Annotated in this window: 27 protein-coding genes; 10 read left to right on the forward strand and 17 right to left on the reverse strand. The window is 56.2% G+C overall.

Annotation, left to right across the window (positions count from 1 at the left end):
• Window positions 1-1,017, forward strand: coding sequence for a S1C family serine protease (locus tag H7849_RS08455; protein WP_186745666.1), 1,017 nt, complete (start codon window positions 1-3; stop codon window positions 1,015-1,017).
• Here the strand turns inward: H7849_RS08455 and H7849_RS08460 are convergent.
• The 9 genes from H7849_RS08460 to H7849_RS08500 all read right to left on the reverse strand — a co-directional run bounded on the left by H7849_RS08460 (window position 980) and on the right by H7849_RS08500 (window position 12,099).
• Entirely contained in the window at window positions 980-1,504 is a 525-nt protein-coding gene (locus H7849_RS08460; protein ID WP_186745668.1) for a VanZ family protein, read from the reverse strand. The genes H7849_RS08455 and H7849_RS08460 overlap by 38 nt on opposite strands.
• Window positions 1,505-1,527: 23 nt before the next feature.
• Window positions 1,528-1,875, reverse strand: a complete 348-nt coding sequence (locus H7849_RS08465; protein WP_251106699.1) for a rhodanese-like domain-containing protein — start codon at window positions 1,873-1,875, stop codon at window positions 1,528-1,530.
• 43 nt (window positions 1,876-1,918) lie between these two features.
• Window positions 1,919-3,124 carry a hypothetical protein gene (locus H7849_RS08470; RefSeq protein ID WP_186745670.1) on the reverse strand — a complete coding sequence of 402 codons (1,206 nt, stop codon included), beginning with the start codon at window positions 3,122-3,124 and terminating at the stop codon, window positions 1,919-1,921.
• Window positions 3,125-3,300: 176 nt separating this feature from the next.
• A complete protein-coding gene (locus H7849_RS08475; RefSeq protein ID WP_186745672.1) occupies window positions 3,301-4,362 on the reverse strand; it encodes a CPBP family intramembrane glutamic endopeptidase in 1,062 nt (353 codons plus the stop codon).
• Window positions 4,363-4,414: 52 nt separating this feature from the next.
• Window positions 4,415-5,266 (reverse strand): acetyl-CoA carboxylase carboxyltransferase subunit alpha, encoded by an 852-nt coding sequence (locus H7849_RS08480; protein WP_186745674.1) that lies wholly within the window; start codon window positions 5,264-5,266, stop codon window positions 4,415-4,417.
• Window positions 5,267-5,622: 356 nt separating this feature from the next.
• The gene (dnaE, locus tag H7849_RS08485) at window positions 5,623-9,141 is read right to left on the reverse strand and encodes a DNA polymerase III subunit alpha (protein ID WP_186745676.1); all 3,519 of its coding nucleotides are present in this window, start codon (window positions 9,139-9,141) and stop codon (window positions 5,623-5,625) included.
• A gap of 161 nt (window positions 9,142-9,302) precedes the next feature.
• A complete protein-coding gene (locus H7849_RS08490) occupies window positions 9,303-9,815 on the reverse strand; it encodes a Uma2 family endonuclease (RefSeq protein WP_186745678.1) in 513 nt (170 codons plus the stop codon).
• A 107-nt stretch (window positions 9,816-9,922) separates the two neighbouring features.
• Entirely contained in the window at window positions 9,923-11,281 is a 1,359-nt protein-coding gene (locus H7849_RS08495) for an inositol-3-phosphate synthase (protein WP_251106700.1), read from the reverse strand.
• A 179-nt stretch (window positions 11,282-11,460) separates the two neighbouring features.
• The gene (locus H7849_RS08500) at window positions 11,461-12,099 is read right to left on the reverse strand and encodes a DedA family protein (RefSeq protein ID WP_186745682.1); all 639 of its coding nucleotides are present in this window, start codon (window positions 12,097-12,099) and stop codon (window positions 11,461-11,463) included.
• Between the two features lie 35 nt (window positions 12,100-12,134).
• On the opposite strand from H7849_RS08500, the gene H7849_RS08505 reads away from it, so the two are divergent.
• Window positions 12,135-12,434 (forward strand): 4Fe-4S dicluster domain-containing protein, encoded by a 300-nt coding sequence (locus tag H7849_RS08505; protein WP_186745683.1) that lies wholly within the window; start codon window positions 12,135-12,137, stop codon window positions 12,432-12,434.
• Window positions 12,435-12,436: 2 nt separating this feature from the next.
• On the opposite strand, the gene H7849_RS08510 is transcribed toward H7849_RS08505, so the two are convergent.
• From H7849_RS08510 to H7849_RS08520, 3 genes are all read right to left on the reverse strand, one after another.
• Window positions 12,437-12,817, reverse strand: coding sequence for a hypothetical protein (locus tag H7849_RS08510; protein WP_186745685.1), 381 nt, complete (start codon window positions 12,815-12,817; stop codon window positions 12,437-12,439).
• Window positions 12,818-12,888: 71 nt separating this feature from the next.
• Entirely contained in the window at window positions 12,889-13,440 is a 552-nt protein-coding gene (locus H7849_RS08515) for an RNA polymerase sigma factor (protein ID WP_186745687.1), read from the reverse strand.
• Between the two features lie 18 nt (window positions 13,441-13,458).
• Window positions 13,459-13,899: a hypothetical protein gene (locus H7849_RS08520; RefSeq protein WP_186745689.1), complete on the reverse strand. Its 441-nt coding sequence runs from the start codon at window positions 13,897-13,899 to the stop codon at window positions 13,459-13,461.
• Between the two features lie 350 nt (window positions 13,900-14,249).
• On the opposite strand from H7849_RS08520, the gene H7849_RS08525 reads away from it, so the two are divergent.
• From H7849_RS08525 to H7849_RS08535, 3 genes are all read left to right on the forward strand, one after another.
• Window positions 14,250-15,479, forward strand: coding sequence for an alkaline phosphatase family protein (locus H7849_RS08525; RefSeq protein WP_186745691.1), 1,230 nt, complete (start codon window positions 14,250-14,252; stop codon window positions 15,477-15,479).
• Window positions 15,480-15,726: 247 nt separating this feature from the next.
• The gene (locus tag H7849_RS08530; protein ID WP_186745693.1) at window positions 15,727-16,956 is read left to right on the forward strand and encodes an alkaline phosphatase family protein; all 1,230 of its coding nucleotides are present in this window, start codon (window positions 15,727-15,729) and stop codon (window positions 16,954-16,956) included.
• Between the two features lie 118 nt (window positions 16,957-17,074).
• Entirely contained in the window at window positions 17,075-18,526 is a 1,452-nt protein-coding gene (locus H7849_RS08535; RefSeq protein ID WP_186745695.1) for an alpha-L-fucosidase, read from the forward strand.
• Between the two features lie 6 nt (window positions 18,527-18,532).
• Here the strand turns inward: H7849_RS08535 and H7849_RS08540 are convergent, their stop codons facing one another.
• Window positions 18,533-19,441, reverse strand: coding sequence for an HTTM domain-containing protein (locus H7849_RS08540; RefSeq protein WP_186745697.1), 909 nt, complete (start codon window positions 19,439-19,441; stop codon window positions 18,533-18,535).
• Window positions 19,438-20,034, reverse strand: a complete 597-nt coding sequence (locus H7849_RS08545) for a hypothetical protein (RefSeq protein WP_186745699.1) — start codon at window positions 20,032-20,034, stop codon at window positions 19,438-19,440. Before H7849_RS08545 ends, H7849_RS08540 begins: the two co-directional genes overlap by 4 nt.
• Window positions 20,035-20,224: 190 nt before the next feature.
• On the opposite strand from H7849_RS08545, the gene nth reads away from it, so the two are divergent.
• On the forward strand, window positions 20,225-21,007 hold the full coding sequence (gene nth, locus H7849_RS08550) for an endonuclease III (RefSeq protein ID WP_186745700.1): 783 nt from the start codon (window positions 20,225-20,227) through the stop codon (window positions 21,005-21,007).
• A gap of 162 nt (window positions 21,008-21,169) precedes the next feature.
• Window positions 21,170-22,252, forward strand: coding sequence for a VWA domain-containing protein (locus H7849_RS08555; RefSeq protein ID WP_186745702.1), 1,083 nt, complete (start codon window positions 21,170-21,172; stop codon window positions 22,250-22,252).
• A 215-nt stretch (window positions 22,253-22,467) separates the two neighbouring features.
• Here the strand turns inward: H7849_RS08555 and H7849_RS08560 are convergent, their stop codons facing one another.
• Together H7849_RS08560 and H7849_RS08565 are read right to left on the reverse strand one after the other, a co-directional pair.
• Window positions 22,468-23,166 (reverse strand): DUF3313 domain-containing protein, encoded by a 699-nt coding sequence (locus H7849_RS08560; protein WP_186745704.1) that lies wholly within the window; start codon window positions 23,164-23,166, stop codon window positions 22,468-22,470.
• 257 nt (window positions 23,167-23,423) lie between these two features.
• Window positions 23,424-23,867: a GNAT family N-acetyltransferase gene (locus H7849_RS08565; protein WP_186745706.1), complete on the reverse strand. Its 444-nt coding sequence runs from the start codon at window positions 23,865-23,867 to the stop codon at window positions 23,424-23,426.
• Window positions 23,868-24,069: 202 nt separating this feature from the next.
• Here H7849_RS08565 and H7849_RS08570 point away from each other — a divergent pair, with 202 nt between their 5' ends.
• From H7849_RS08570 to H7849_RS08580, 3 genes are all read left to right on the forward strand, one after another.
• The gene (locus H7849_RS08570) at window positions 24,070-24,285 is read left to right on the forward strand and encodes a hypothetical protein (RefSeq protein ID WP_186745707.1); all 216 of its coding nucleotides are present in this window, start codon (window positions 24,070-24,072) and stop codon (window positions 24,283-24,285) included.
• A gap of 143 nt (window positions 24,286-24,428) precedes the next feature.
• Entirely contained in the window at window positions 24,429-24,833 is a 405-nt protein-coding gene (locus H7849_RS08575) for an IS110 family transposase (protein ID WP_186745709.1), read from the forward strand.
• 23 nt (window positions 24,834-24,856) lie between these two features.
• Entirely contained in the window at window positions 24,857-25,936 is a 1,080-nt protein-coding gene (locus tag H7849_RS08580) for a TolB family protein (protein ID WP_186745711.1), read from the forward strand.
• 102 nt (window positions 25,937-26,038) lie between these two features.
• Here the strand turns inward: H7849_RS08580 and H7849_RS08585 are convergent, their stop codons facing one another.
• Complete coding sequence (locus tag H7849_RS08585) at window positions 26,039-26,497, reverse strand: DUF2141 domain-containing protein (RefSeq protein WP_186745713.1); 459 nt, start codon at window positions 26,495-26,497, stop codon at window positions 26,039-26,041.
• Between the last annotated feature and the right edge of the window lie 188 nt (window positions 26,498-26,685).

The raw sequence follows: 26,685 nt of genomic DNA on the forward strand, positions 1-26,685 counted from the left end.
ATGGAACCCCGTTTTAGTTTTCTTGCCGACACGCTTCCCAGCGACTCAATTCCCAACGAGCCCGCTCCGCTCGACGACACTCCGCTGCTCGATGCCTATTCCACTGCCGTCACGCGCGCTGTCGATCGGGTCAGTTCCTCCGTCGTAAAGATCGACGTAAAATCTTCGTCTTCGCGCCGAGGAGGTTCGGGTTCAGGCTTTGTCTTTACACCCGATGGGCTGGTCCTGACCAACAGCCACGTCGTGCACGGCGGCTCGCGTTTTCAGCTCACCTTTAATGATGGCCAGCAGGCATTTGCAACTCTCGTCGGTGAAGACGCCGACACCGACACCGCCGTCCTGCGCACGGATGCTCCCATTCTTCAACCAGCCACGCTCGGCAGTTCGCGCACGCTGCGCGTTGGTCAACTGGCAATTGCGGTCGGCAATCCATTTGGATTCCAATTCACCGTCACCGCAGGCGTAATCAGCGCCCTTGGCCGCAGCATGCGGTCGAGCACCGGACGCATGATGGAAGAAGTCATTCAGACCGACGCAGCGCTCAATCCGGGCAACTCCGGCGGTCCGCTGGTCAACTCGCGCGGCGAGGTCATCGGCATCAACACCGCAACGATCGTCTCCGCGCAAGGACTCTGTTTCGCCATTGGTATCGACACGGCAAAGTTCGTCGCGTCCCAGCTTTTGCAATACGGCCGCGTCCGCCGCTCTTGGATCGGAATCGCAGGCCAGAATGTCCCGCTGCCTCGTCGCCTCGCCTACGAATATCAGCTCAAAGAGCCAACCGGCATCCTGGTCGTCTCGGTACAGGATGGAAGCCCGTCCAGTCACGCGGCTCTGCGCGAAGGCGACATCATCACTGCTCTTGAAGGGCAACCGGTTGCGGGAATCGATGCTCTGCACCGTCTACTCACGGCAGAGTGTGCAGGCCAAACGCTAACTCTCGAAATTCTCCGCGGCGTGGAGCGCCTCCAGATCAGCATCACACCTGAGACGAAACCGGACGAGCACGACGCGTAGAGGGCTTTGAGCGAGCGCGCAGGCGCCACACAATGACGAGCACGAGCAGCAAAATGACATGAGCCACAACCGCGCCGGAAAAATCGAGGCCAACATCGGAGAGTTTGCTCGTGCGTCCCGGCAGAAACGACTGGTGCCATTCATCCCATCCCGCCAGCGCGAGCGTCGAAACGAGTGCCAGCGGAGCCACCAGGGCAAAGATCGCTCCGTGCTGTCGCAGCCTTTCTGAAAACGTAGCGCGCCAACCTTCGAAAAAGCCCAGGCTCACCAGACCGTAGCCGACGAAATGCCCAGTCTTACGAATATAGTGATGAACCTCGGCCCAGTGCTCCGGTGTAATCGGACCAAAGAGCTTGACCCACAGGGGCAACAACCAACGGCTTGTGTTCTCCGCTGACATCGTGGCCGTCGATTCAATAAGAATGACCACGATGCCGATCATCGCCGGAATCCAGTGCAGAAAGAGATTGAGTCGTCTACTAGGCATGTGTCCTGAGAAAAATCGCTTCGCTAATACCGCGCAACAGTAGGATCAACAAGCGCGGACCAGGCATCGATGCCCCCACGCAGTGACTGAGCCTGTTCAAAGCCCTGGTTCCTCAGCCATACGGCTACATTCATTGAGCGCACGCCATGGTGGCAAATCGCGACAATGCGCGTTTCAGGATCGAGTTCCTGATTCGCGCGTCCGGGCACATCGCCCATCGGCATCAGGATACTGCCATCGATGCGGGCCACAGCATATTCCGCTGGTTCGCGAACGTCCAGCAGCACAACCTGCTCCCGCTCTGGCGAAGAGATGAGCGAAGAAAGTTGTGAGGGAGTGATTTCGTAATCGACCATATATTCAGGATACATGGTCCGACACGTAAATTCTAAGCCGCGAAGTCTCGCGTCAGGTCTATCTCGGGGGCGCAGAGCCTGCCGCTACATATTGCTGCGGAGGAGTGCTTCCGCTCGGCGTTCCCTGTGGCGAAGATTGCGGCGGAGTAGACGGCTGCTGCTTCGTCTGAGTCGAACCTGAGTCCGTCCCAGTTCCAGTCGGGAACTGCACCGGCCCCATCACAGGGTGATTCTTATCATCGTCCGTGGGCAGCGTTTCACCCGGCAGCCGCAGGCTCGGCGGAGCTTTCGGCGCATTCTGCTTCGCCTCATCTGCAGGGTCCGAATCGCCCATCTTGACCGTGCGTACATTCTGAGCAGTCGCAGCCGCGGGATTGGCGCTCCAGTAATCACCCATTTCGTTATCTGCGCGAATTACCGGAGGCTTGCCCACCTCAGCTACTTCAACGCGAATGACGCGATTGCCGTTAATACGCACAAACTCCACCGGCTTCGGCGCTTCACCGTAGATCCATTCTTCAAACGGCATCTGCCCCTCGCGCTCGCGTACCTTCTGCTGCGGCTGCCCCATCGCGTAGACCACCATTTCGGTGCTCATTCCCACAAGCACCTCGTGGTCGAGAATCGCCTGCTTTAGCTTTGGCGGCAGCGTATCCGTGTAGGCTACGACAGGCGACTTCAAGCCGAATCCAAGCAGCGGAGCGAGCAGCGCTTCGACCGTTTTGCCGGAGACTTCCGGAACAGCATGCGGAAAGACGAGCGTGAGGCGCGAGCCGACCGGCTCCTGTCCGTCGTCCTTAACCACCGGATTCGTGTTCACCGGGTCCATGCCGATAGACACGTGCCGCAGCCATTTGTGCTTGTGGTCAGGGCCGCCATTCAATTGCAGGATGATCTTGTCGTCTTTGATCTTTACGTCTGAGATCACGCAGCGATCGCCCGCTTTGGCGGAGGTGCCCTTCTCGTTGAGCGCATTCATATAATCGGAGCCGCTCGGCTGCATATCCCCGTTCGCATGCAGGGTCAATCCCTTGCTGCCAAGCGGAAGAGGCCGCATGGCAAATCCCTGCTCGGCAGTCAGGAAACGAATGAGTTCCTGCTTGCCGCGTTCAGTCAAAGGATCGGTGGGAAGAGGAATGTTGGTAGGGTGAAACTCGAGATAGTGCCCGCCCACGCCTTCCGGGGTAACAGTCATTACCTGAGATGTCGCCGTGACAGACAACAACAAAACCAGCGCAGCCGCGCCAGCCGTAATTCGCAGCATATTCCCTGCTGCTTCTCGCAACAGGCGCCGACTCTTCGTGCCATGAGTTGCGAACCCCTGCATCGTGAGGCCCTCTAAATCTTACGGTCTATAGGATGGCCCTATTTAGCGGCATTTGCAAGTCCCGGCGTGCCGAACCGTGCATAGATTGTTTTGAAATGGGAGAAAACGGAACACTATGAAGCAATTCCGGAATCCTCTTTCGGAACTTCCGGCGCAGGCTCACCATCTGCTTTTGTTTCTGCGATTTGAGTCATGGTTCCATTTGAGGAGCCGAACGCCGGCAAAATCTGGACCAGTTGCGGTTCCGATGGCGACTGTATCCCCATAGCCGCCTCATGTTGCCGCCGAGCGACGGCGTCCAGATCAACCGGAATACCACCCGGCACGATCACAGGCTGGGCATAGCGATGGGCATAGTCGCGCGTGACTTTCACCAGGATTATCGTGAGCACAGGCAGCACGAACACGGCAATGGCGCTGCCTTCAGGACCGTATCGACCTCCGGTCAGCCATAGTGGCCCCAGGGCATTCGTCGTAATCACCGGATTGAAAACAGTCAACCCGCTCACCGGCAGCCCGAACAGCAGACCCATGCTTGCATTCCAGGCAAAGTGCAATCCCCAGGGCAGCCACAGAGCCCGTGTGCGCAGATACGCAATCGAAAACATCCAGCCCGCAAGAATCGTAACCAGGGTGCTGGCCGCGCTGGCATTCGTATTTGTCAAATGCATCACGGCAAAGAGGACTGACATCCCGAGCGTCGCCAGCGTCGGCCCGATCGCATCAATCAACCGCTGAAACGCATACCCGCGGAATGCAACCTCCTCGGCGAGCGCCGCGACAGCCAACGTCAGCAGGCTCATCAGGAAGACAAAAAACTGGTGTCCGTTCGTCCAGAACCGGATCACCAGACTCCCGATGAGCGCCATCGGCAGCACACAGGCCACAACACCGCCCCATCCCAGTGCAGCACCGAGCGCAAACTCACGCTTCCAGCCCTCGCGCCGCGCGAGGCCCATCGTTTTTAGCGGTTCGCGCTGGCTCTGCCCGGCGTATCCCATCGCTGCATAACCGACCAGCAGCAGAAAGAGCAGAATGATGCTCTGCACCAGGAGAAACGAATCCCCGGAGCTGAGGCCATTAGCCGCGCGCAGAGAAATCTGCTGCGCGAAAACAAAGTAAAAGGCAGCTATGGCGAACCAGCTGAACGAACGGAGACGTCCCGCAGCCTTCATTGGGATACTCCGTTAGCATTCTGCCGGGATAGCAAATTGATGGAAACCGCCATTATGACGTATAAAACTGCGCGATGTTGCGGAACTTCTCATAGCGGCGCGCCAGCATCTCTTCAACTGACAGAGCCTTCACCTCGTTAAAGTGCCAGCTCAGTTTCTCCGCCAACAATTGTGCAGCCTGTTCTGCGTCCGCCTGCGCTCCGTCCCGAGGCTCAGAAACGATGTCATCGACACAGCCCAGCGCCTTAACATCCTGCGCCGTAATCTTCAGCGCTTCCGCCGCATGCGCGCGCTTGCTCGCATCACGCCACATGATCGAAGCGCAGCCTTCCGGCGAGATCACGGAGTAGATCGCGTTCTCCAGAATCAGCACGCGATCCGCCACCGCCAGCGCCAGTGCACCGCCAGAGCCACCCTCGCCCGTAATCGTCGCAATCACCGGAACTCGCAGCCGCGACATCTCAAACAGGTTCCGCGCAATCGCCTCGGCCTGCCCGCGCTCTTCCGCGCCAATTCCCGGATTTGCCCCCGCGAGATCGATAAATGTAAAGACCGGGCGCGACCACTTCTCGGCAATCTTCATCGCTCGAAGTGCCTTGCGATAGCCCTCGGGATCAGGCGATCCAAACTTACGATGGATGCGGTCCTTCACGGTGCGCCCTTTGAGGTTGCCGATGACCATGACCTCTTCGCCACGGAAACGCGCCATCCCGCACGACATCGCCGCATCATCGCCAAAGCCGCGGTCGCCGTGGATCTCGCTGAAGTCAGTGAATATGCTTTCGATATAGTCCATCGGATACGGACGCTGCGGATGCCGTGCCAGCTCCGTTTTAACCCACGCCGCAGGCGAGGGCTCAGCCACCGCCTGAATCTGCTCAACACTGCCTGCCTGCTCAGTCATAGACGCTGCAAGTCTTACTTTTCGATTGTATGGGTGGAATGGATTCGACACAAACAGAACGGTCTGCTCACTCTCCAACGATCCGCCGCCAGAGTGTATCCAGCAATGCGCCTAGCAGGTACATAAGACCCGCATTTACAACTAAACCCGGAAAAAGCAATCGCGGATTTGTCTGATACCAAGGCGTCGATAGCAGGACAAAAGGAATCCAGTCTAAGCCAACATTGTCCGGCTTTGTAGTGATGGCGGTATATGCAAAAACGACTACAACAACGAGGACATAGATCGTGGCAACGCAGCAGCCTCCTCGATTAACCCGATCCCTCAGAATGGTTTTCAGACCCATCGTCGGTTCTCTAATCGACAGCCTGCACCATGCCGCGCCCCAGCAACTCCTCAGCGCGATCCATGAACGCCCGATCCGCCCCAACCGTAACGCCGACAGGCTCCATCATCACGCAGAACTCGCCCCTCTGCTCCAGATTGAGCATCAACTTTCCCGGTCCCGGTGAAGCAGTAATCATCTGCCGCAGCTCAATCAGCGTCGCCTCGCTCGCCCGCTCCAGGGGCACGCGAATCCGAATATTCTGCGGCAGTCGCACCTTCACATCCTCAAGCGCCTGAATCGACGACACCGCCAGCTTCGGCGCAGCATCCTCCTCCGCGCGCAACAGCCCGCGCACGAGTACGGGAACCTCGATCTTTAGCGTTTCTTTCAGCCGCTCATAGTCCTTCGGGAAACAGATCAGATCGATCTTGCCCATAGCATCTTCGAGCGATGCCTGCGCATACAACTCGCCCGACCGCTTCGACTTCGCCACCTTCAACCCGACAATCACGCCCGCAATCGCCGTGTCCGGCTCCATGGGCTGCCCACGCCGCCCATTGCTCGGCGAAGGCTTGGCTTCAAGGGCTGTCGCCGTATCCATTACGCCCGGCAGATTCCGCAGCTTCTCCGCATACTTGTCCAGCGGATGGCCCGAAACAAAGAACCCAAGCACTTCCTTCTCAAACTGCAAGCGCTGATGCTCATCCCAGTCTGCAAGATTGGGCAATTCATCCGCCTTCGCCGCAGTCGCGGGATGATCGTCGAAAATCCCGAACAACCCATGCTGACCCGCTTCGAGATCCCGCTGCGTCTTCTGCGCCCGCTCAATCGCCTTGTCCACCGAGGCCATCAACGCGACACGCCGCCCGAACGAATCCAGCGCCCCGGCCTTGATCAACGATTCAATCACGCGCTTGTTCATCAATCGCAGGTCGACTTTCTCGCAGAACTCCCAGAACGAGGCGAAGGTCTTTCCTTTCTCTGCCAGTTCATTCCGCGCTGCGAGAATCGAATCAATCGCGTTGCGCCCGACATTCTTGATCGCCGTCAATCCAAAGCGGATCGCCTTGCCATGCGGCGTAAAATCCGCGTCACTGAAGATGACGTCCGGCGGCTCGACCGGAATCTCCATCTCGCGGCATTCCTTGATGTACTTGACCACGTTCTCCGGCTTCGAGATTTCCGACGTCAGCAATGCCGCCATAAATTCCACCGGGTAATGCGTCTTCAGGTACGCCGTGTGATACGCGAGTAGCGCATACGCCGCTGAGTGCGACTTGTTGAAGCCGTATCCTGCAAACTGCTCCATCAGGTCAAAGACCCTGGTGACCGTATCTTTCGGAAACTTATTCGCTGCGGCGCCCGTTACAAATCGCTCGCGCTGCTTCGTCATCTCCTCAAGATTCTTCTTGCCCATCGCGCGCCGCAGCAGATCCGCTTCGCCCAGCGAGTAGCCTGCAACTGCATTGGCAATCTGCATTACCTGTTCCTGGTAGACGATGACGCCCAGCGTCTCCTTAAGAATCGTCTCCATCGGAGGCAGATCGTATTCCACTTTTCTGCGACCCCACTTGCGCTCGATAAAGTCATCGATCATGCCACCCTGAATCGGCCCCGGTCGATACAACGCATTCAAAGCCGTCAGGTCTTCCACGGTCGTCGGCTTGTAGCGCCGCAGCACATCGCGCATACCACCCGATTCAAACTGGAAGACGCCTGAAGTCAGCGCGCGATGAAAGACCTTTTCATACGTCGTCTGGTCGTCCAACGGAATCGTCGCCATGTCCACGACTTCATCCCGATTGCGCTTGATCAGCTTCAGGCAATCGTCGATGACCGTCAACGTCGTCAGCCCAAGGAAATCCATCTTGAGCAGACCCATCTTCTCCACCGCCTTCATGTCATAGGCGGTCACAATTTCGTCGTTCTTGCTGCGCGATACAGGAACTAGATCCGTCAGCGGACGAGGCGCAATCACCACGCCTGCCGCGTGTACCCCCGCTCCGCGCACCAGCCCTTCGAGCTTCTTCGCCGTATCGATCAGCTCGCGAATCTGCGTGTTCGAGTCGTAAGCCTCCTGCAACCCCGGCGAATCCTTGAGCGCGTCTTCAATTGTCACGCCAATCGTCGTCGGCACCAGCTTCGCGATGCGGTCCACGTCGCCATACGGCATATCCAGCGCGCGGCCCACGTCCTTGATCGCCGCCTTCGCCGCCATCGTGTTAAACGTGATGATCTGCGCAACCTGCTCGCGCCCGTACTTGCGCGTGACGTACTCAATCACCTCGCCGCGCCGGTTCATGTCGAAATCGATATCGATATCCGGCATCGAGATACGCTCCGGGTTCAGGAAGCGCTCGAAGAGCAACGCATTCTGCAGCGGATCGATATCGGTAATCTCCATCACGTAGCTGACGAGCGATCCTGCCGCAGATCCACGCCCCGGCCCTACCGGAATACCCTGCTCGCGCGCATAGCGAATGAAGTCCCACACGATCAAGAAATAGCCGGGAAACTTCATCTGCTTGATGATCGAAATCTCCCGCTCCAGCCGTGCTTCGTATTCCGAAATAGGCTGCCGCAGCAGCCCGCGGTCCTGCAAATGCCGTACAGCAGTGTCCAGCCTCTTCCTGAAGCCTTCGCGGCAAATCTGTTCAAAATAGCTGTCGATGGTGTGCCCGGGCGGCACAGCAAATTCCGGAAACGGATTATCGACCTTGTTGAGCTTCAGACTGCAGCGCTCAGCAAACTGCATCGTGCGGCTCACGACTTCCGGAGCATGCGAGAAGAGCTTGTCCATCTCCGCCGCTGTCTTTACATAAAACTGATCGGAATCAAACTTGAAGCGCTTGGGATCGTGAATCGACGACGCCGTCTGCACGCACAGCAGAACTTCATGCGCATGCGAGTCGTCCTCGCAGAGATAGTGGCTGTCATTCGTCGCCACCAGCGGTATGTCTAGTTCCTTCTCCAGTCGAAACAGGTCGGCATGAATCTTCTTCTCAAGCTCCAGCCCCTGATCCTGAATCTCGAGAAAGAAATTGCCCTTGCCGAAGATCTCCTGATACTGTCCCGCCGTCGCGCGGGCCGCTTCGTACTTCCCCGCCATCAGGTTTTCGCACAGCTCGCCTGCCAGACAGCCCGAGAACCCAATCAACCCCTCCGAGTGCTCCGCCAGATACTTCTTGCTCACGCGCGGCTTGCGATAAAACCCATACAGCGAAGCCTCGGAGGTAATCCGCACCAGATTGCGGTAGCCCTCTTCGCTCTCCGCCAGCACCAGCAGATGGTTATAGTCATCGCCCTGCGGATCGGCGCGGTGATCGTCCTTCTTGCAGATATAAAGCTCGCAGCCCAGAATCGGCTTCACGCCGCGCTTCTTCGCCGCATCGAAAAAATGTACCGCCCCGTAAATATTGCCGTGGTCAGTAATGGCAACCGCCTGCTGGCCGATATCGGCCACGCGATTCACCAGTTTGTCCACGTCGCAAGCCCCGTCCAGGAGCGAATAGTCGGTATGCAGATGCAGATGGGTAAATTCAGCCATGGGGATATGACTATTTTAGTTCCACAGCACTGATCGCTTCAGGAGAAGCAAAAGCGCAAAACTTAGATGAAATGAGGAAAACGAGTGACGAAATTGGTGCGGGCCGTACACGCTGTCATCCGGACCCTGAGGAACGAAGGGGGAGAACCTACTTTTTTCTCTTATTTGCGAAGTAACTTCGCAATCTCGCTCACGGCAAACGATATCCCGCGTCCAGGTTCATCAAAACGCTCACGCCGAATTAGCTGCTTATCCTCATAACGCGAAAAGCTGCCATCCTCCGGATCAACGACCCAGATCTGCGGAATACCCATCGCCGCATAATCTTCAAGCTTATGTTTCAGCCGCTTGACAGTATCCTCAGGCGATAACACTTCAAAGACTGCCACAGGAGCTTGCGTCGTGATCTGCTCGACTGGAGCAGAAGCATCAAGAATGGCTACATCTGGAACACGGAATCGCGTCGGCGTCGTTTGAACGCGGAGTTCTGGAAAAACGCTGATATTCCATTCTTCTTCGTGTTTGAAAAACCACCTCTGGATCGCCGCCTGCCACGCAGCATGGTCTCGCTCGCCCATCGGACGCTCCTCGATCTCCCCGTCCACGTACTCAGCGTCCGGCTCATAGGAGGACTTGAGATACACCTCAACCGGTACTCGCGTCGATGTCGCCATGCAGGCCCTCCTTGACTCTTTAAGAATATCGCTGCGCAAACCGATTCAGAAAGTGAAAAGCGGCACGCTCGAAAAGAGCCCGCCGCTAGTTTCCAATCAGTACAACCTCAGTCGTAATACTCCAGCCCAAGGTGCGTAATCAAATCCTCACCCATAATGTGCCGCAGCGTATTCTTCAGCTTCATCGACTGAATAAACAGATCGTGCTCCGGATAGAGCCCCTCCGCCGTCATCGGCGACTTGAAGTAGAAGCTCAGCCACTCCTGAATACCCAGGTGCTTCAGTTCCGAAGAGCGCTGCGCGAGGTCTAAGAACAGCACCAGATCAAGCGCAATGGGAGCCGCCAGAATCGAGTCGCGGCAGAGAAAATCAACCTTGATCTGCATCGGATAGCCGAGCCATCCGAAGATATCGATGTTATCCCAACCCTCTTTGTTATCACCGCGCGGCGGGTAATAGTTAATGCGAACCTTGTGATAAATATCCTTATATAGATCAGGATAAAGCTCCGGCTGCAAGATAAAGTCCAGCACTCCCAGCTTCGACTCCTCCTTCGTCTTGAACGACTCCGGATCGTCCAGTACCTCGCCATCGCGGTTGCCGAGGATGTTCGTCGAGTACCACCCCGCAACCCCCAGCATGCGCGCCTTGAATGCCGGCGCCAGAACAGTCTTCATGAACGTCTGTCCTGTCTTGAAGTCCTTCCCGCAGATCGGAGCACCCGTCAGCTTCGAAAGCTCCTGCATGCAAGGCAGATCGACGGTCAAATTCGGCGCGCCATTCGCAAACGGAACCCCTTCCTTCAGCGCGGCATAGGCATAAATCTGCGAAGGCGCGATATTCGGATCGTTATCGACGAGTCCCTTCTCAAAGGCCTCAATCGACTGGTGCACTGCCGAAGGCTCGAGAAAAATCTCCGTAGATCCGGCCCAGAGCACGACCACGCGATCCACCTGCGACTTGAACGCCTGAATATCCGACCGCAACTGCTGCGCCAGATCGCACTTGCTCTTGCCCTGCTTCACGTGCGTGCCGTTCAGCCGCTTCACATAGTGCTGATCGAAGACTGCCGGCATTGGCTTGATCGCTTCAAGAAAGGGCTTGATGCTCTTCAGATGATCGCGGTCGAGCACTGCCGCATGCTCCGCCGCCTCGTACATGTTCTCCGGAAAGATCTCCCATCCGGTAAACACCACGTCATGCAAATCAGCCAGCGGCACAAAATCCTTGATCAGCGGCGTTCGCGCATCCGTCCGCTTGCCCAGCCGAATCGTCCCCATCTGCGTCAGCGATCCAATCGGCTTTGCGAGCCCCTTGCGCACCGCTTCGACCCCGGCAATCAGCGTCGTAGCCACCGACCCCATGCCGACCGTCATCACTCCAAGCTTGCCTTTAGCTGGCTGGATCTTCGATTCAGCAACAGCAGGCGATTCCGCAGCGGCGTTCTTCCCGCTGTCTTTAGGCATAGACATTCCTTGCTTAAACCGTCCTTCTATCAATAAAAATTCTGAGCTGTATCAAACTATGTAGTCTCTGCCCTCAGAGCATGCTTTGGCAAATCCAGCAGAGCTGAATGGTAGTTTGCATGGTGCGAATGGAAATTTTGTGGAATCGATTAGAATCAGCCACCACGGAACAATTCAGTTCACGCTGCTTCAGGGCGCACGCGGTTCCTCCAATGCGTCCACACAAACCACGCAATCCCAATCACCAGCACTATTTCCACCGCCAGATGAAAGCGATGGAACGCCGCTTTGAATCGCGGATCCGTCTCCCAAGCCTGCCCCAGCTTCATGCCCACATAGGCGAGCACATAGCACCACGGCCACGACCCGACAAAGGTGTAGAGGTGAAACTGCAACTGCGGCATGCGCGCAATTCCAGCTGGAAGTGCAATAAACGTACGAACCACCGGCAGCAGCCGTCCGATGAAGACCGTAATCCCGCCATAGCGCGAGAAAAAGTGCTCCGCCCTGTCCAGATCATGATGGTTCAACAGCACAAAGCGCCCGTATTTCATGATGAACGGTCGCCCGCCAATCGCCCCAATCCAGTAAGCCACCACCGACCCCAGATTGCAGCCGATAGCACCCGCCGTCGCCACCCAGAAGAGCTTCAACTGCCCGGTGTGTACCAGGTAGCCGGAAAACGGCATGATGATCTCCGACGGCAGCGGAATGCACGCCGACTCAATGGCCATCAAAAGGGCAATCCCGGCATACCCGGAAGCGGAAATCACAGCAATGATGAAGGAGGCGAGAACGGCCAGTATCTTTTCGGTCATCCTCGTTGAGTATACCTGCCCGCATCTCACCAAATATGGCGAGACTCCCCAGCGAGTGCCTCCCGGAAGACGGCACCGTTCTCCCCGTCATCGACCGCAATCGCTGCGACGGTGAGCAGGATTGCGTCGCCGTCTGCCCCTTCAAGGTCTTCGCCATGCAGCGCATCACCGCGCTCGATCTCGCCATGCTCCCCGTCGCGCCACGCAAAGCGCACCAGCTCATTGGGAAATGGCAAGCCTTTACCATCCGCGCTGAAGCGTGCCACGCCTGCAATCTATGCGTAGTCGCCTGCCCCGAAGACGCAATCCGGCTAGTTCGGCAGCGCAAGGAATAGACTCAGCTGGCTTGACGCCTCTCGCCGCGCAGCGTATACCATAGCCCACTGCCGACAAAGAGCACAGCCAACCCTGCACCCTCCATCACCACATTCAGCGATTTGCCATCGAGCCACGGCGCGACTATCCCGCGCGCAGCCAGCACATGCAGTCCCCACAAAGCAAAGATCACGGCATAAACTAAGCCGGCAATTCTCAATATATGAAGGAACCGCGTCGCCCGAGCCAGCGCAGCCATCTGGCGATGCCGCTCCGCCGCCGCCCACACCCGCTCTGCCGATGGAGGCATGTATCGGGTCGCCAATTCGCTTGCGTCCTGCTGCAGAGCCTGTGCCAGCATTGCTGCCTCGCGGCAGTCAGCACAGTTTTTCTGGTGTGCCATCAATCTCTCTGAATACTCGCCTGTCTGCTGGGCCCGAATCACTTCCGTTTCATATTGGCATCGCATCGCATTCATCTCATTCCCCTGCCATTCGATTGCAGCAGCCCGGCGGCACTCCGCCGTGCGCGAAAAAGCAGCAGCCGAATACTGAGCACGCTCAGTCCGGTCACTTCGGCAATCTCCGCATGGCTCAAGCCCTCCACATAGGCCAACCACAGCAATTGTCGCGCACGGGGTTTCAGCGTCCGCAACATACGTTCCACATCCATTTTCGCCGCCGGATCGGCATCAACGGCGAGTTCCTGCTTCATATCATTTTCCTGATCGCTCTCATGCTTGCGCCAGCGATCACGCAACAAATTCGTCGCGATGCGGAATAGGTATCTGCGCATATCCAACTCGCTCATGGCCAGTTCGCTTCTGCCATTCTTTCGTCCCAGAAACCGGCAGTACGTCTCCTGCAGCAGGTCATCGGCAACATCCGACCGTCCCGAAACGCGCAGCAAATATGCCCAGAGCGGCCGGGCCGTCGCGTCATAGATCAGCTGAAACGCAGCTTCGTCCTGCGCCGATACTTCCCTCGCGCTTCCAGCGTAGTTTGTGATGGATTCCGCCAATGTCATCCGCTAACTTTCAACTCACTACGCGCGCGGCCCGCGATCAAAGAGGCCAAAGGACCGCGACAGGAAATACGACGCCACTGCAGCCACGCCGAAACCTACTCCGAGCGCGATCCCGAGAGTTCCGAAAATCGTAAAAGCCTCATCGGAATACGGAAGCTTGGCCCGCAGCACCAGCAGCGCCACACCAAAAGCCGTGATAATGATCGCGGCCTGCGTGCCACTGAGGATACGTTCGTATGGCGTCACTCGTTCCGTGCTCAGCCCTTCGATAAATTGCTTTCCCGCAGGCGTTTCCACGTATGCCAGCAGGCTCTGGCTCGTATCTAGTCTCTGCAGAAGCCGTGATTGCACGTCCGCTTGAAACTTGGCGATCTTGTAGCGGCGGATCGATGAAAAAAGAACCCAAACAATCCACCCAATCATGAAAAATAAGCTTCCCGGTACCAAAATGTCTTCCATATGCAATTTCAAGCTCCTGTGCGTGATTTGCGGCGTTCATCCGATATAACGCGGCTAAGGATCGATGGTTAACAATGCATACGAAAAAATTGCGGTCGGCGTATACCCCAAAAGGCCGAAGATCTCACCAGGACCGATCCCCTTTTGAGCAACAGCGCTCTCGAGGAAAAATACTTTGCTCCATCGTTGTTCATCTCATAAAATGAATTTCAATCAGTTGCTAAAGTTGCGATTATCCCACCTCGAACGTTTTCGCTAACCGCAAGTTCCAAGGGCCCCCGGTAACTCCCGACAAGCAGTCTGAGCGGTGACCACTTAGAGTCACAACACCTGCTTGCCTTGGAGATTACTTGAAGATTCAACGAAGGGATTTCCTTCGCTCTGCCCTTGGTGCGGCTGCCGCCTCCGTTTTGTCATCCTGTAGCAGTACCCTCCGTTCACCCGCCGGCGCGACTCTGCCATCCCCGGAAAGTTCCGGCATCGAGCACATCATCGTTGTCATGATGGAGAATCGCAGCTTCGATCACTTTCTCGGCTGGCTGCCAAACGCAGACGGAAAGCAGGCCGGACTGAGCTATGTGGACCAGACCGACGCTACGCAATACACACACCCTCTGACAGGCGATTTCACCGGTTGCGGCCACATCCAGCCCGATCATTCCTATCAGGGCGGAAGGATCCAATACAACGCAGGCAAGATGGATGGCTTTCTGCGTTCCGGCAACGACACCTTTTCGATCGGCTACTACCAGGAACAGGATTTGATCTTCTTCGGCGCAATGGCGCGCCAATACACCACGCTCGATCGATATTTCTGCGCCTTCATGGGTCCCACCGCTCCCAATCGCATCTTCCTGCACGCCGCGCAGACCGACAGGATCGGAAACACTGCAGGCGTATGCGAGCTGGAGACGATCTGGGACCGCATCTCCGACGCTAAGGTGAGCGGTCGCTGCTACTCTCAGGTGTTAAATCTCTGGGGTTCGGAATATTCAGACTATATCTACAGCTACGAGGATTATCTGAATGACGCTGCCGCCAGCCAGCTACCCGCCGTGTCATTCGTCGATGCGCCCTACTCCCCGCAGATGGGAGCAGTCGATGACCATCCATTCGCAGACATTCGCAATGGAGACGCTTTCCTGTCGCAGACCTATCACGCTCTGGTGAATAGCCCCTGCTGGCCCAACTCGGTTCTGATCGTGACCTTCGACGAGTGGGGTGGATTCTTTGATCACGTACCGCCGCCGAGAGTTGCCGCGCCGAACACAATAGACACAGATCTCATCGACGGTCGCGCTCTTTTAGGCTTGCGTGTGCCCACCGTGATTGTGTCTCCATTCAGCGCAGGATCATCGCTATCGCCTCGAATAAACAGTACAGTCTTCGACCATACATCTGTGCTGAAGTTCATCGAGTGGCGCTGGAATCTGCAGCCCCTCACCGCGCGTGATGCTTCCACCGACATCGGAAACCTGGCCAGCGTCCTCGATTTTGCGAATCCACGAATCAAGGTTCCTTCGCTCCCGGTCAAACTTCCGGTAGCGAAGTCTCCATGTGATGACTCGTCTGGCGATTGACGGCTGTTCCGTTGCGTTAAACCGATCGCCAGAAGTGCACCGAGAATCTCGCCGTAAATGCATTGCGCGTTTCCAAGTTCTTCTTGAGAGTTCGTTTCGTAAAAAGTTGCTAACGTCTGCGATTATCATCACTTCAAAGTCTTTTACTGCCCCATTCACTTCTAAGGTGGCCCGAGTAACTCCCGACGAGTAGTCTGATCGAGTAATGGCCACGAGCGTCACCAAGCCTGCTCGCGTTGGAGAGTGCTTGAAGATTCAACGAAGGGAATTCCTTCGCTCCGCTCTTGGCGCCACCGCCGCCACCTTTCTTTCCTCCTGCAGTTCCCTCCGGGCGCCGTTGGCCGCAGATCTGCCGTTACCGGAAGACTCCGGGATCGAGCATGTCGTGGTCGTCATGATGGAAAACCGCAGCTTCGATCACTTTCTGGGTTGGCTGCCAAACGCGGACGGGAAACAAGCCGGGCTGAGCTACGTGGACCAAGCTGGGGTCGTCCACCATACATATCACCTGGCAGGCGACTTCACCGGTTGCGGGCACATTCAGCCCGATCATTCCTATCAGGGTGGAAGGATCCAATACGACGCGGGAAAGATGGATGGTTTTCTGCGTTCCGCTAGTGACACGTTTTCGATCGGCTATTACCAGGAAGAGGATTTGACCTTCCTCGGCGCGATGGCGCGTCAATATACGACGCTGGACCGATACTTCTGTTCATTCCTGGGCCCTACAACTCCGAATCGTATCTTTCTGCACGCAGCGCAGACAGATCGGATCAGTGACACTCCAGACTTATGTCAGCTGGAGACCATTTGGACCAGGCTCTCAGGGGCTGGGGTCAGCGGTTTCTGCTACTCGCAGTTCTTAGAGTTGATCTGGGGGCGGAAATACGTGGACGTATCTCGTAGCTACGAGGATTATCTGCATGACGCTGCTGCGGGTCAGTTGCCTGCGGTGTCATTTGTCGATGCACCCTACTCTCCGACGATCGGATTCATGGATGATCATCCATTCGATGATATTCGAAACGGGGATGCGTTCCTGTCTCAGATGTATCACGCGTTGGTGAATAGCCCCTGCTGGCCCAACTCAGTTCTGATCGTGACTTTTGATGAGTGGGGCGGTTTCTTTGATCATGTGCCGCCGCCCAGAGTGGTCGCGCCGAACACGACCGATACGGACCTTATCGATGGCCGCGCTCTTCTAGGCTTTCGTGTGCCAACGGTGGTGGTCTCTCCTTTCAGCGTGGGCTCATCGCTATCGCCTCAAATAAACAGCACGGTCTTCGACCACACATCTGCGCTGAAGCTAATCGAATGGCGCTGGAATCTGCAGCCCCTCACCGCGCGAGATGCTTCCACCGACATCGGAAACCTGGCCAGCGTCCTCGATTTTGCGAATCCACGAATCAAGGTTCCCGCGCTCCCGGTCACACAACCGGTAGCGAAGTCTCCATGTGATGACTCGTCCGGCGATTAAGGCCTGATCCATCCCACGCACAACAGCTTCAACGCACAGGTGCCGTTTCTCAAGTGAAAGATTTTATTTATAAATAAAAGAGGCCTGAGGTTGAACCTTGCCTTACGCTTCTCACCTTATGACGACAAGAAGAGACTTTTTCCGCCTCGCCGCAGAAACCACAGCCCTGGCCATGCTGCCGGGCCACAACGTCGCCAGTGCCGCAGAGAACCCACCTCGCAGCATCCGCCGCGGAAAACCCCTCCTCGACTTACAACAGCAGTTCGTCGACCTGCGCTTCGGCATGTTCCTGCACTTCAATATGGCGACCTTCCAGGACCGCGAATGGGGAGATCCCACCTCGTCGCCCGAACTCTTCCACCCCACGGGGCTCGACACCGACCAGTGGGCCGCCGCCGCGCGTTCCGCCAAAATGACATGGGGCTGCCTCACCACGCGCCACCACGACGGCTTCTGCATCTGGCCGACAAAGACCAAAGCCGCAAGCGTCCGCCAGACATCGCACCAGACCGACGTCGTCCGCGCCTACGTCGACTCCTTCCGCAAGGCCGGCCTGCGCGTCGGCCTCTATTACTCGATCCTTTCGCTGCGCGACGACATCCGCCACTTCAACGTCACGCCCGCAAAGGTGCAGCTCATCAAAGACCAGCTCACCGAACTCTTCTCCAATTACGGACAGATCGACATCCTCATCACCGACGGCTGGGACGCTCCGTGGAGTCGCATCACCTACCAGGAAGTTCCCTTCCGCGAAATCTACGAGCACATTAAGAGCCTGCAGCCCAACTGTCTCATCTGCGACCTGAACGCCAGCCAGTATCCGGCAGGCGGCCTCTACTACTCAGACATCAAAGCCTTCGAACAAAACGCCGGACAAAAGGTGCCACAGCGGAGCGACGTGCCCGCGCTCTCGTGCGTGACCATCACCCCGGGCTGGTTCTGGAAGCAAAGCGACATAAACGGCCCTCTCAAACCAACCGCAACCGTAGTCGACGAATGGCTCGTGCCGCTTAACCGCCGCCACTGCAACCTCATCCTTAACGCGCCGCCAACGCGTGAAGGCCGCCTCGCCCCTAACGTCGTCAGCCGCCTCGAAGAGATCGGCAAAGCATGGACGAACCCAGGCCCGACAGAAAAGCTCAGCGAGCACGTAGTCATCACAACGCCAAATCTCGCCACCGGCAAGCCCACGCACGCCAGCTCTTATCCCGACACTGTCGGCCCCGACGAAGCCAACGACGGCAACTTCGCCTCCACCTGGTATCCCGATGAAGGCCAGACTTCAGGCTGGGTAGAAATCGACCTGACAAAAGATGAGCGTTTCAACGTCGTAGCCCTTGTCGAACCGGTCGGACGATCAGACAACTACCAGCAAAGCCGCATCAAGAACTACAAATTCGAGCGCTGGGACGGCGCAAACTGGTTAACGATAGCCGAAGGCGGCGTGCCCGCCCCGACAACCATCCAACGCATCTCGCCGGTCACCGCTCGCAAAGTCCGCCTTGCATTTGAATGCAGCGCCGACTCCCCACACATCGCAGAAATCGGCATTTATAGCGAGCCAGACTAAGCGGCCTCACGTATTTGACCGCCCTGACACCCAACGCACAACCCGGTTCAAATCATCGGGATCGATGAACAGAACATAGGCTGACAACACATCCCACTCAAACATTGGTAAGTTGAATGCGTATTCCAGAAACAGGTGAAAGCACAATCCCAATAACAGCACCGGGTATCGAAAGCGCCTGAGCCAGATCAAAGTGCCGAGTGAAAATTCGAGAGCGAGGGTCAGCCTGCTCCCGATTTTCAGTACGGCGATACTCGTAACCCAGCCGGGCAGTGGGAACCGCTGAATGTCGCGGAGGTGGAAGACATAATAGAGTGCAGTTCCATCGAGCCACGCCGCTCCCTTCAGCTTCCACAAGAACGAAGTGAAGTAAAGCAACGCCAGCTCAAATTGGATCATGCGTTGCGCCCAGGGCGCCCGCAACTGCCTTTCCTCGGTCTTTCTGTTGCGGAAACGGATCCAATGATCCACGGAAAGCACTGCCCCAGCCGGCGCAAACATAAGAAAGAACCCGGCAACACGCAGAAACTTATCACCGCCGTGAGTCATGAAAAGCGCTCTCTGCTGAAGTGAATTGACGCAAAGAAATACAGCCACGCTGCTCACCCGAGTCCACAACCCAATCGTCAGCAGTACTGAAAACAGCAGCGCGAGCCAGAAAAAGTAAGAGATCCAGCGATCGCTTTGCGGCAAGAGCCCAAACAGATTCAGCCGTATGCCTGGTTCCACCTTATGCATCGTTGACTCGGAAACCCAGGCATGTGTGCCAAACCACTCCAGCCAATCCGAATGCAACAGGATGATCGTCGCCGCAACGCAAATGCCATACAGAATGCGAAACGCGGCAATGCAAATCGGAGATTCCGGCTTAAAGAAGAAGCAATCCCACCATCTGGCTATCTTTTCGAGAATCATTGAAGGTCCGCCGGATCGATGTAATCTTCATAGAGCACCTCCGGCTTCGGCTCTGGCTCATTTCCATCATCTAACCACGGCCTCATCGTGGTCTCATACTTCAGCAGAATTACCTTTTCTGGCGGGTCGTTAGGATCGTTATAGAAACGTGCGATGTGGTTCACTACATCTGCCAGCAACAGCGGATTCTCATCCTCGGTTAAGTTCTCGGCAAGTTTTCGATATCGCTCCTTACGATATCGCTCTCCAAAGCCAAGCTGATCCATCCGCGGATAGCTCCAGATATAGATATGGTGATGCGTCGTAATGACAACAGCTTTGAGGTACCGGTTTTTTAGGATTGGCTTGGGCGCAAACATATCCCATCGCTGGAAAAGGCCTGTCCATCGCATATAAGGCGCGATGATCTCTCTGCCTTCCACGATGGAAGGCAGGTCATAAGGAATAGCCCAAAGAGTGATAGCAATCAGATGAAACAGGATGAAAGCGCTGATCAGCTTTCGACGGAAGCCTGACCTGGCAGAAACAGTCCCGCCGTCTCCGCTGCTTTGTCCGGGTGCACTTTCTTTCTTCTGCTGGTCTTTATTCAGCACGTTCTCTTTCTATCAAGTCAATCGAGATACCGCCATGTGCCTGACGCTCGATCTGCTCACTTCGCTCATTCCATCTAAAAGCGCAGCGTCATGAAAATCCCCGGCTTCGCATAGTAATTGCCCGAAAATACGCATGGCTCCGGCTTCTTGGCATTCCCGATACACTTTGCGGTAAAACAATCTAGACCCTATGACTGCGAAGAAAGCAACCCCCAAAACACCCGCGAAAAAGTCCAACTTGAATGCAGCTCTGGCAAAGCCGCCAAAGTCCATCGCAAAACCCAAAGACACCTTCAACCCCAAGCGTGATCTCGCCCCCGAACGCGTAGCCGAAATCCTCAAGCGCCTCGCCGCCACCTACCCCAACGCCGAGTGCGCACTCCATCACCGCAACGCCTGGGAGTTGCTCGTCGCGACCATCCTATCCGCGCAATGCACCGACGTGCGCGTCAACATGGTCACGCCCGAGCTCTTCCGCCAGTTCCCCACACCGAAGGCCATGACCGAAGCCTCACAACCAGTGCTCGAAGAACTCATCCGCTCCACCGGCTTCTACCGCAACAAGGCAAAATCGATCCTCGGCGCAGCCAAAAAGATCACCAACGACTTCGACGGCAAAGTCCCGCGCACACTCGCCGAACTCACCACCGTCCCCGGAGCAGCCCGCAAAACCGCCAACGTCGTCCTTGGAGTAGCCTACGGCCTCGCCGAAGGCATCGTCGTCGACACGCACGTCCTGCGCATCTCCCGCCGCCTGCATCTCACCAAGGCCACCGAACCGAAAAATGTCGAGCAGGACCTGGTGAAGATCATTCCGCAGGATCACTGGATCGCTTACTCGCACGAGATCATCCACCACGGCCGCCAGATCTGCATCGCCCGCAAACCAAAATGTGCCGATTGCACCCTCGAAACCGTCTGTACCTCAGGCGACAAGACATGGTCCAGCGGCAAAACCTGGCCGGAACAGTAAACCCATTCTCTGCGCTGTCATCCCGAGCTAAGAGCGAAGGATCTGCTTCTTCTCCGCATCAGCACGAAAATGGGTGCCCCATCCTATCGCGTAGTTTGCGATAGGGTGGGAAAGGCACAGACTCAACCAGAGAAACACTCAGGCGTTTACAATGACTCCGAAATGACCCGCATCGCCCTCACCCTCTTGCTGGTTTTGCCTGGCCTTACGCCTGCCCTCGCGCAGCAGCCCCAGGGGACGACCACCCTCACCGTGAGCTCCACGCTCGTACAGGTGCCCGTGCAGGTCAAAACAAAATCCGGCAAGAACGTCTACGAGCTTACCCCCGATAACTTCCTCGTCACCGATAACGGCATCCCCCAAACCATCACCCTTGACGACGATACCGGATCACAGCCGCTCGCTCTCGCCATCGTCGTCCAGACCGGAGGAGCCGGTACCGCACACATCAATGACTATCAGGGACTCGGCGCTCTCATCGATGCCATCGTCGGCAACGTTGATCATCTCGTCGCCGTCGTCAGCTTCGACAGTAGACCGCATATCCTGCAGGCGTTCACGCCAAATACAACGCTAGCTGCAAAACAGCTCAACAACCTTCAGCCCGGAGACAACGGCGCCGCCATACTCGACGGGGTAGCCTTCGCCGTCAACCAGCTGCGCCAACAACCGGCAAACTACCGTCACGCCATTCTTCTCTTCAGCGAAACCCTAGATCAGGACAGCGACACTACTCTGGAAGAAGCGCTTCGACTCATCAGCAATACCAACACCACCATGTACACCTTCGCCTTCTCCAGCACGCACGCCGCTGTCCATCACGAGGCGTCCAAATTCAATCAATATAATCCCGGCCCCACTCACGGCTGCTTCAACCGCGATGGAGCCGATGCCGAATATGAAGGCCACTACAGCAAGCAGGTCCTCGACTGCATCAGCCAGCTTGCTCCGCCTGTACGACTTGCCACCATGGCCTTCGTCGCCGCCCGCAACGCGCTGCGGACAAACACCGCCGAATCCATTGCCCAGCTCACTGGCGGCGAGTTCGCCCACTTCAAAAACGCCAAGGATCTGCAAAACGGGCTCGCCGCCGTCAGCAATGACGTGCCAAACTTCTATCTGCTCAGCTTCCGTCCGCAACCGCCCACGCCCGGCATGCACACCCTGCACGTAGAACTCAAAGGAGATGAACCGCATTTAGAAGTGAAGGCCCGCAGCGCTTACTGGATCGACGACGCTAAGTAATCACGCCCGTTCCGCATTGACGGATCGTTCAGGCCCGAACAGTGGGTCAATTTAATCTGGGCGTGAAGTTACCGACAACCCGGACTTTTCAGGCACAACAACATAATTTCCGTATTGCCGGTCAACCGCCCAGAATGCGTCGATTAGACAATTCGACGAGCACCCTGAGGCGTGATTCTCAGCGGCCCCACGGCTCTGATTCGCTCAATTCGAGCCTATGCTCGATGCGCTTGATCTACACGCTTAGCAAAGTTCTTTGCCCAAGTGCGAAATGCGGCCTCAACGTCTCCCCATGTCTTGTAGCCCTGGAGGCCGGCGAACCACCTTCGGCCACTCTTGTTGGTTACGAACGCTCCCAGACGCTCGCCAGAAACCGAGTCGAGCATTTCTCCTTCAATAGAAGCCTTGCCGACACTAAACCTGGGAAGTGCCAAACCGGCGCCGGGCGCGACGGCGACAGAAGCCGCCGTCGCCCCTGCCTTTACAGCTGCATTTTTCTTGGCACCGCTGGGCTCCACATTTGTGATGGCCAGGCGTATGTCTAAAACACCCGGTCCAGGAGATGAAACTACTTGGTAACCGGCTTTCGTGAGTTCGTCAACAATGATGTCATGAAACCTCTGAGCCAAGCGCTCCAGATCATCGGGATCAAGTCCACGCTGCGAAGCCTCAGGAAGTAAGTAGAGCGTCACTGGGTCGATCAGGAACTTGGAGTAATCCTTTAGGGCATCTTTGCTTTTCTCGTACAGGAGCAAATCGGCGTTGTTAGGGTCTGGAGATAGATTGGAATAGTCGCCTAAGAAACCTGACACCGGCCTGGAGTTCTGCGCCGTTGCCGATTCCTTCGACGCCTGCTGATTAGAATCCTGCGCCAGCAGTGTGGAACCAACAAAGACCAAGCAAAGTGCTGCCATTAGCACACTCAGTTGGACCGGTGAGAAAGACCTTTTCCGCGAAGTGATCCGATCGTATTGCGGCGTTGAAGCAAGTACTACATTCCTCATCGAGTCGACGAACATGGTTCCTCCATTAGCGACGTCTACAATTGAGAACACCTCAGTGCGGTTATGTTACGCCGCCGTCCCGGATAATAGAACTGGGGGAGTATGGTCAGCAACACGGAAGTTTCGAGAACGAAGGTTCCGTATTGGCGGTGATACGGCACCGGAGGCTAGTCCTCCGCCGGGTCTGACCTCATATAGAACTTGTGCTCATCTTGATGAGTGATCCTGAATCCCAGACTTTCATAGAGAGCCAATACTGGGTTGATCTTCATCACTGCCAAAGTGACTGGTCGGGATTGCTGCCTGGCCAGATCGAGAATTATATGGATAACGCGCGTTCCGATGCCTTTCCTCTGCATGCTAGGCGTAATGTAGATGGATCCTAAGAAAATCGCGTCGTGATCTAAGCGTTGTTGAATCCAACCAACGTCCACCTCATCGGCCACGATGATGGAGACCTCATGAGGGTTAGACCACGCCTCGAAGCTCGTCTCCTGTTGAGCCTGGTCCCATCCAAAGAAGCGCTCAATCGCCCAGCGCATGGTTTGAAAATACAGTTGACGCGCGAAATCAAAATCTTTCGCCTGATAGGGACGCAGACGAACATTCATGAGAGGACTTTACTTCATGCTGTCTCGGACTCCTGGAGATATCGTCGTTGTCGGCCATAGGGACATTCCAACGGCGAACTCGTATCGCCAGTTACTCTTCTCCTGCGGTGACTGGGGTCTTGTTAGGTCCGTGTAGTGGTAATCAAGCGCGAACGGAAGGTCTTCTGTGACACGCCACATTCCGATAAGCTGGAAGCTCTTCATGAGGGAACATTTAATGAAAGCGCATTCGATGCATTGGATCGCAATTGGAATCGCAGCAATCGCCACGTTCCTTGGCTGGATAACAACGGGAACGGGGCAAGCGTCCATAGCCTTCGTTCTTTTCGCAATGGCGTTCATCCTCTGTTTAGCGGCGCTCACCGAGGCGGTCAATCGTTGTGCCATTGCACTCGAAAAAGAAACTAAACGCAGCTAAATGTGCGCCACACTCTATATCGGATCGCGATTGTTATTGAGTTGTTTGAATGTTAAGTCTGGGAGGAGCACGAGGTGTTACAAGAAGCTGAACTCAGCGGCAGCTGATTCAGAGAACAACCTCGGAGGCTCCTCAGAGACGACATGTACTACATCGGACTGGATGTTCACAAGAAGACGATCAGCTACTGCGTGAAGGACGCGGCTGGTTGTGTGCATCAGGGAGGCAGGATCGGATCGACGCGGACCGAGTTGGATGCGTGGATCAGAACCCTTCCACAACCGCGCACGATGGCGATGGAAGCGACGATCTTCAGCGGCTGGATTTATGACCATCTGCGGCCGCACGCCAGTGCAATTAAGGTGGCTCATCCGCTGATGCTGCGGGCCATCGCTGCTGCCAAAAAGAAGAACGACACGATCGATGCCAGCAGGATCGCCGACTGCCTGCGCTGCGATTTCCTGCCCGAGTGCAGGCCCAACAGTTGTGACGCTCCTGAAGTGATAGCGGCGTTCGACACGACGCTTTCCCTGCGATTGCACTTTTGAGCATCGGGAGTAGAGTGATTTACGTGAGGCATCAAATCGCGGCTTGTGTGCTTTTCATCGGGTCAGTAGGAGGTGCTGCTGCAGCACAGCAGCACGAGACGCAACTTTTTGAACTCAACGCATATGAGCCGGTTCCCAGTCCAGACGGGAAGCTGATTGCTTATGTTCTGACAGGCCGCAAAGTTGAGATGTTCGCTGGACTCGGGCGTTCCCATCTTCAATCTGACGTCAGGTTTTGCGACCCGAGCGGCCAAGCGCTGCAAGGCTCCAACATTGAAGGATTTCTGGGCGAATGGCTATCCAACAGCAGCGCCGTTGTCGGCTATCGCGATTGGCGGTTTGCCTTGCTGTCGCCAAGTGGGAGCCGGGAGTCTGATTCGATGCTTCGAGGGCGGGATATGAAGACTATGCTGCCGAGACTACCGGAGCGTGTGGCTTATCTCTCGAAGCTGGGCAAGTTCGTCTGGCTTGAGTACACAGACACGAGCACTGTTCTCCAAACCACGGCTGGTCCAATGGCAGAGTTCGAGGGTATGCCCGTCCGAACCTCGGCAGTGATCGTGCCGTCCCCGGACGAACGATATCTCTCAATGGGAGAAACGGACGCCGGTCACTCGTTGTGGGTCTACGACACCAAAGAGAAGACCTTGGCCAATCTTGGTAGTCTCACCATCCATCCCGATCCGGGGTGGGACTACTTTAAGCCGGGTTGGAACCCATGGTTCGCGGACGGAAAGCATCTCGCCTTCTTCTCCGGCACTTCCCTGTATATCACCTCACCGAACGGTAAAGAGCGCCGCGAGCTCTTGAAAGCCGACCACGGCGGGCTGGCAATTCCGAGCCCCGACGGAACACTAGTCGCATACGCCACGTTCTCACCACGACCACGCAACGGCAGAAAAGATGTCGACTTTTGGGGAGGATCGTCGCTCTGGATTGCACCGAGTGGAGGCGGCGTGCCAAGGCAGGTTACGAACACTTCGGAAGATGAAACCTATGATCTTCGCTGGCTTACGCGAGAGTCCCTCATTTTCGATCGTATCGGTGAAGTAATTTTCAACGGGCACGCGCGGATTTGGACTGTGCCAATCGGGAATCGGTGAAACATGCGCGCCGGCAAGGCAGATGTGTTCCACTCGACACTATGCGGTCAGGTAACCACGACCTGGTAGGAACTTAAATTGACCCACTACCCGAGCCCGGGCTTATTTGTAGTTCAGATGAATCGTAGTCTCGGTAGTAGGACACTCAACCTCAACACTGGCTGTCTTAAAGTCGGGCGGAGTAAGAAAGACCTTCGGATTATTGGCAAATCCAAACCCCTCCTTCGGAATTCCGAAAAAATTCCGGTCCATTTTGTGATTCCCATTCTCATCGTGCAGCACCGTAATGGCATACCGCCCAGCCGGAACATCCAATGTAACCGTGGCCTTATCCCCTGAAAAGGGATGCGGACCATGAAGGAACGCCTTGTCATTTTTCTCCGGCCAGCCATCCGGAGACGTAAAGAGCGAAACCCCAATATCGCCCTTCTGATTCCGAAAGCCGTCCACATGGACCACAAGAGTGCAGGTCGATTGCGCCGAAACGGAAACAGCGCCTGCCACCAGCACCGCCCCCAACACGCAGGTTTTCAAAATCGCCAGCATCGCGCCAGCCGACAACTTTCCGTCACGGCACTAAAGCGTGTCAAGCCCCCAAATTGTGTTTCCGCCGCTAACTCGCTGCAACAACGAAAGTTAAAGTTGGCTGGAATTGGCGTGTTTCCTGGCGCAAATCGCTACAATAGAAATAGGGGCAAAATAAGTCGGAAGCCCTCAGAAGCCAGAGTAACTAGATACGCGTAACCCCA

The sequence above is a fragment of the Alloacidobacterium dinghuense genome (assembly GCF_014274465.1).
GTDB classification, from domain to species: domain Bacteria; phylum Acidobacteriota; class Terriglobia; order Terriglobales; family Acidobacteriaceae; genus Alloacidobacterium; species Alloacidobacterium dinghuense.

Excerpts from the sequence above, each read along its gene's own strand:
- H7849_RS08455 (WP_186745666.1), top strand. The coding sequence starts at position 1 with ATGGAACCCCGTTTTAGTTTTCTTGCCGACACGCTTCCCAGCGACTCA.
- H7849_RS08460 (WP_186745668.1), bottom strand. The coding sequence starts at position 1,504 with ATGCCTAGTAGACGACTCAATCTCTTTCTGCACTGGATTCCGGCGATG.
- H7849_RS08465 (WP_251106699.1), bottom strand. The coding sequence starts at position 1,875 with ATGTATCCTGAATATATGGTCGATTACGAAATCACTCCCTCACAACTT.
- H7849_RS08470 (WP_186745670.1), bottom strand. The coding sequence starts at position 3,124 with ATGCTGCGAATTACGGCTGGCGCGGCTGCGCTGGTTTTGTTGTTGTCT.
- H7849_RS08475 (WP_186745672.1), bottom strand. The coding sequence starts at position 4,362 with ATGAAGGCTGCGGGACGTCTCCGTTCGTTCAGCTGGTTCGCCATAGCT.
- H7849_RS08480 (WP_186745674.1), bottom strand. The coding sequence starts at position 5,266 with ATGACTGAGCAGGCAGGCAGTGTTGAGCAGATTCAGGCGGTGGCTGAG.
- dnaE (WP_186745676.1), bottom strand. The coding sequence starts at position 9,141 with ATGGCTGAATTTACCCATCTGCATCTGCATACCGACTATTCGCTCCTG.
- H7849_RS08490 (WP_186745678.1), bottom strand. The coding sequence starts at position 9,815 with ATGGCGACATCGACGCGAGTACCGGTTGAGGTGTATCTCAAGTCCTCC.
- H7849_RS08495 (WP_251106700.1), bottom strand. The coding sequence starts at position 11,281 with ATGCCTAAAGACAGCGGGAAGAACGCCGCTGCGGAATCGCCTGCTGTT.
- H7849_RS08500 (WP_186745682.1), bottom strand. The coding sequence starts at position 12,099 with ATGACCGAAAAGATACTGGCCGTTCTCGCCTCCTTCATCATTGCTGTG.
- H7849_RS08505 (WP_186745683.1), top strand. The coding sequence starts at position 12,135 with ATGGCGAGACTCCCCAGCGAGTGCCTCCCGGAAGACGGCACCGTTCTC.
- H7849_RS08510 (WP_186745685.1), bottom strand. The coding sequence starts at position 12,817 with ATGGCACACCAGAAAAACTGTGCTGACTGCCGCGAGGCAGCAATGCTG.
- H7849_RS08515 (WP_186745687.1), bottom strand. The coding sequence starts at position 13,440 with ATGACATTGGCGGAATCCATCACAAACTACGCTGGAAGCGCGAGGGAA.
- H7849_RS08520 (WP_186745689.1), bottom strand. The coding sequence starts at position 13,899 with ATGGAAGACATTTTGGTACCGGGAAGCTTATTTTTCATGATTGGGTGG.
- H7849_RS08535 (WP_186745695.1), top strand. The coding sequence starts at position 17,075 with ATGACGACAAGAAGAGACTTTTTCCGCCTCGCCGCAGAAACCACAGCC.
- H7849_RS08540 (WP_186745697.1), bottom strand. The coding sequence starts at position 19,441 with ATGATTCTCGAAAAGATAGCCAGATGGTGGGATTGCTTCTTCTTTAAG.
- nth (WP_186745700.1), top strand. The coding sequence starts at position 20,225 with ATGACTGCGAAGAAAGCAACCCCCAAAACACCCGCGAAAAAGTCCAAC.
- H7849_RS08555 (WP_186745702.1), top strand. The coding sequence starts at position 21,170 with ATGACCCGCATCGCCCTCACCCTCTTGCTGGTTTTGCCTGGCCTTACG.
- H7849_RS08560 (WP_186745704.1), bottom strand. The coding sequence starts at position 23,166 with ATGGCAGCACTTTGCTTGGTCTTTGTTGGTTCCACACTGCTGGCGCAG.
- H7849_RS08565 (WP_186745706.1), bottom strand. The coding sequence starts at position 23,867 with ATGAATGTTCGTCTGCGTCCCTATCAGGCGAAAGATTTTGATTTCGCG.
- H7849_RS08570 (WP_186745707.1), top strand. The coding sequence starts at position 24,070 with ATGAGGGAACATTTAATGAAAGCGCATTCGATGCATTGGATCGCAATT.
- H7849_RS08575 (WP_186745709.1), top strand. The coding sequence starts at position 24,429 with ATGTACTACATCGGACTGGATGTTCACAAGAAGACGATCAGCTACTGC.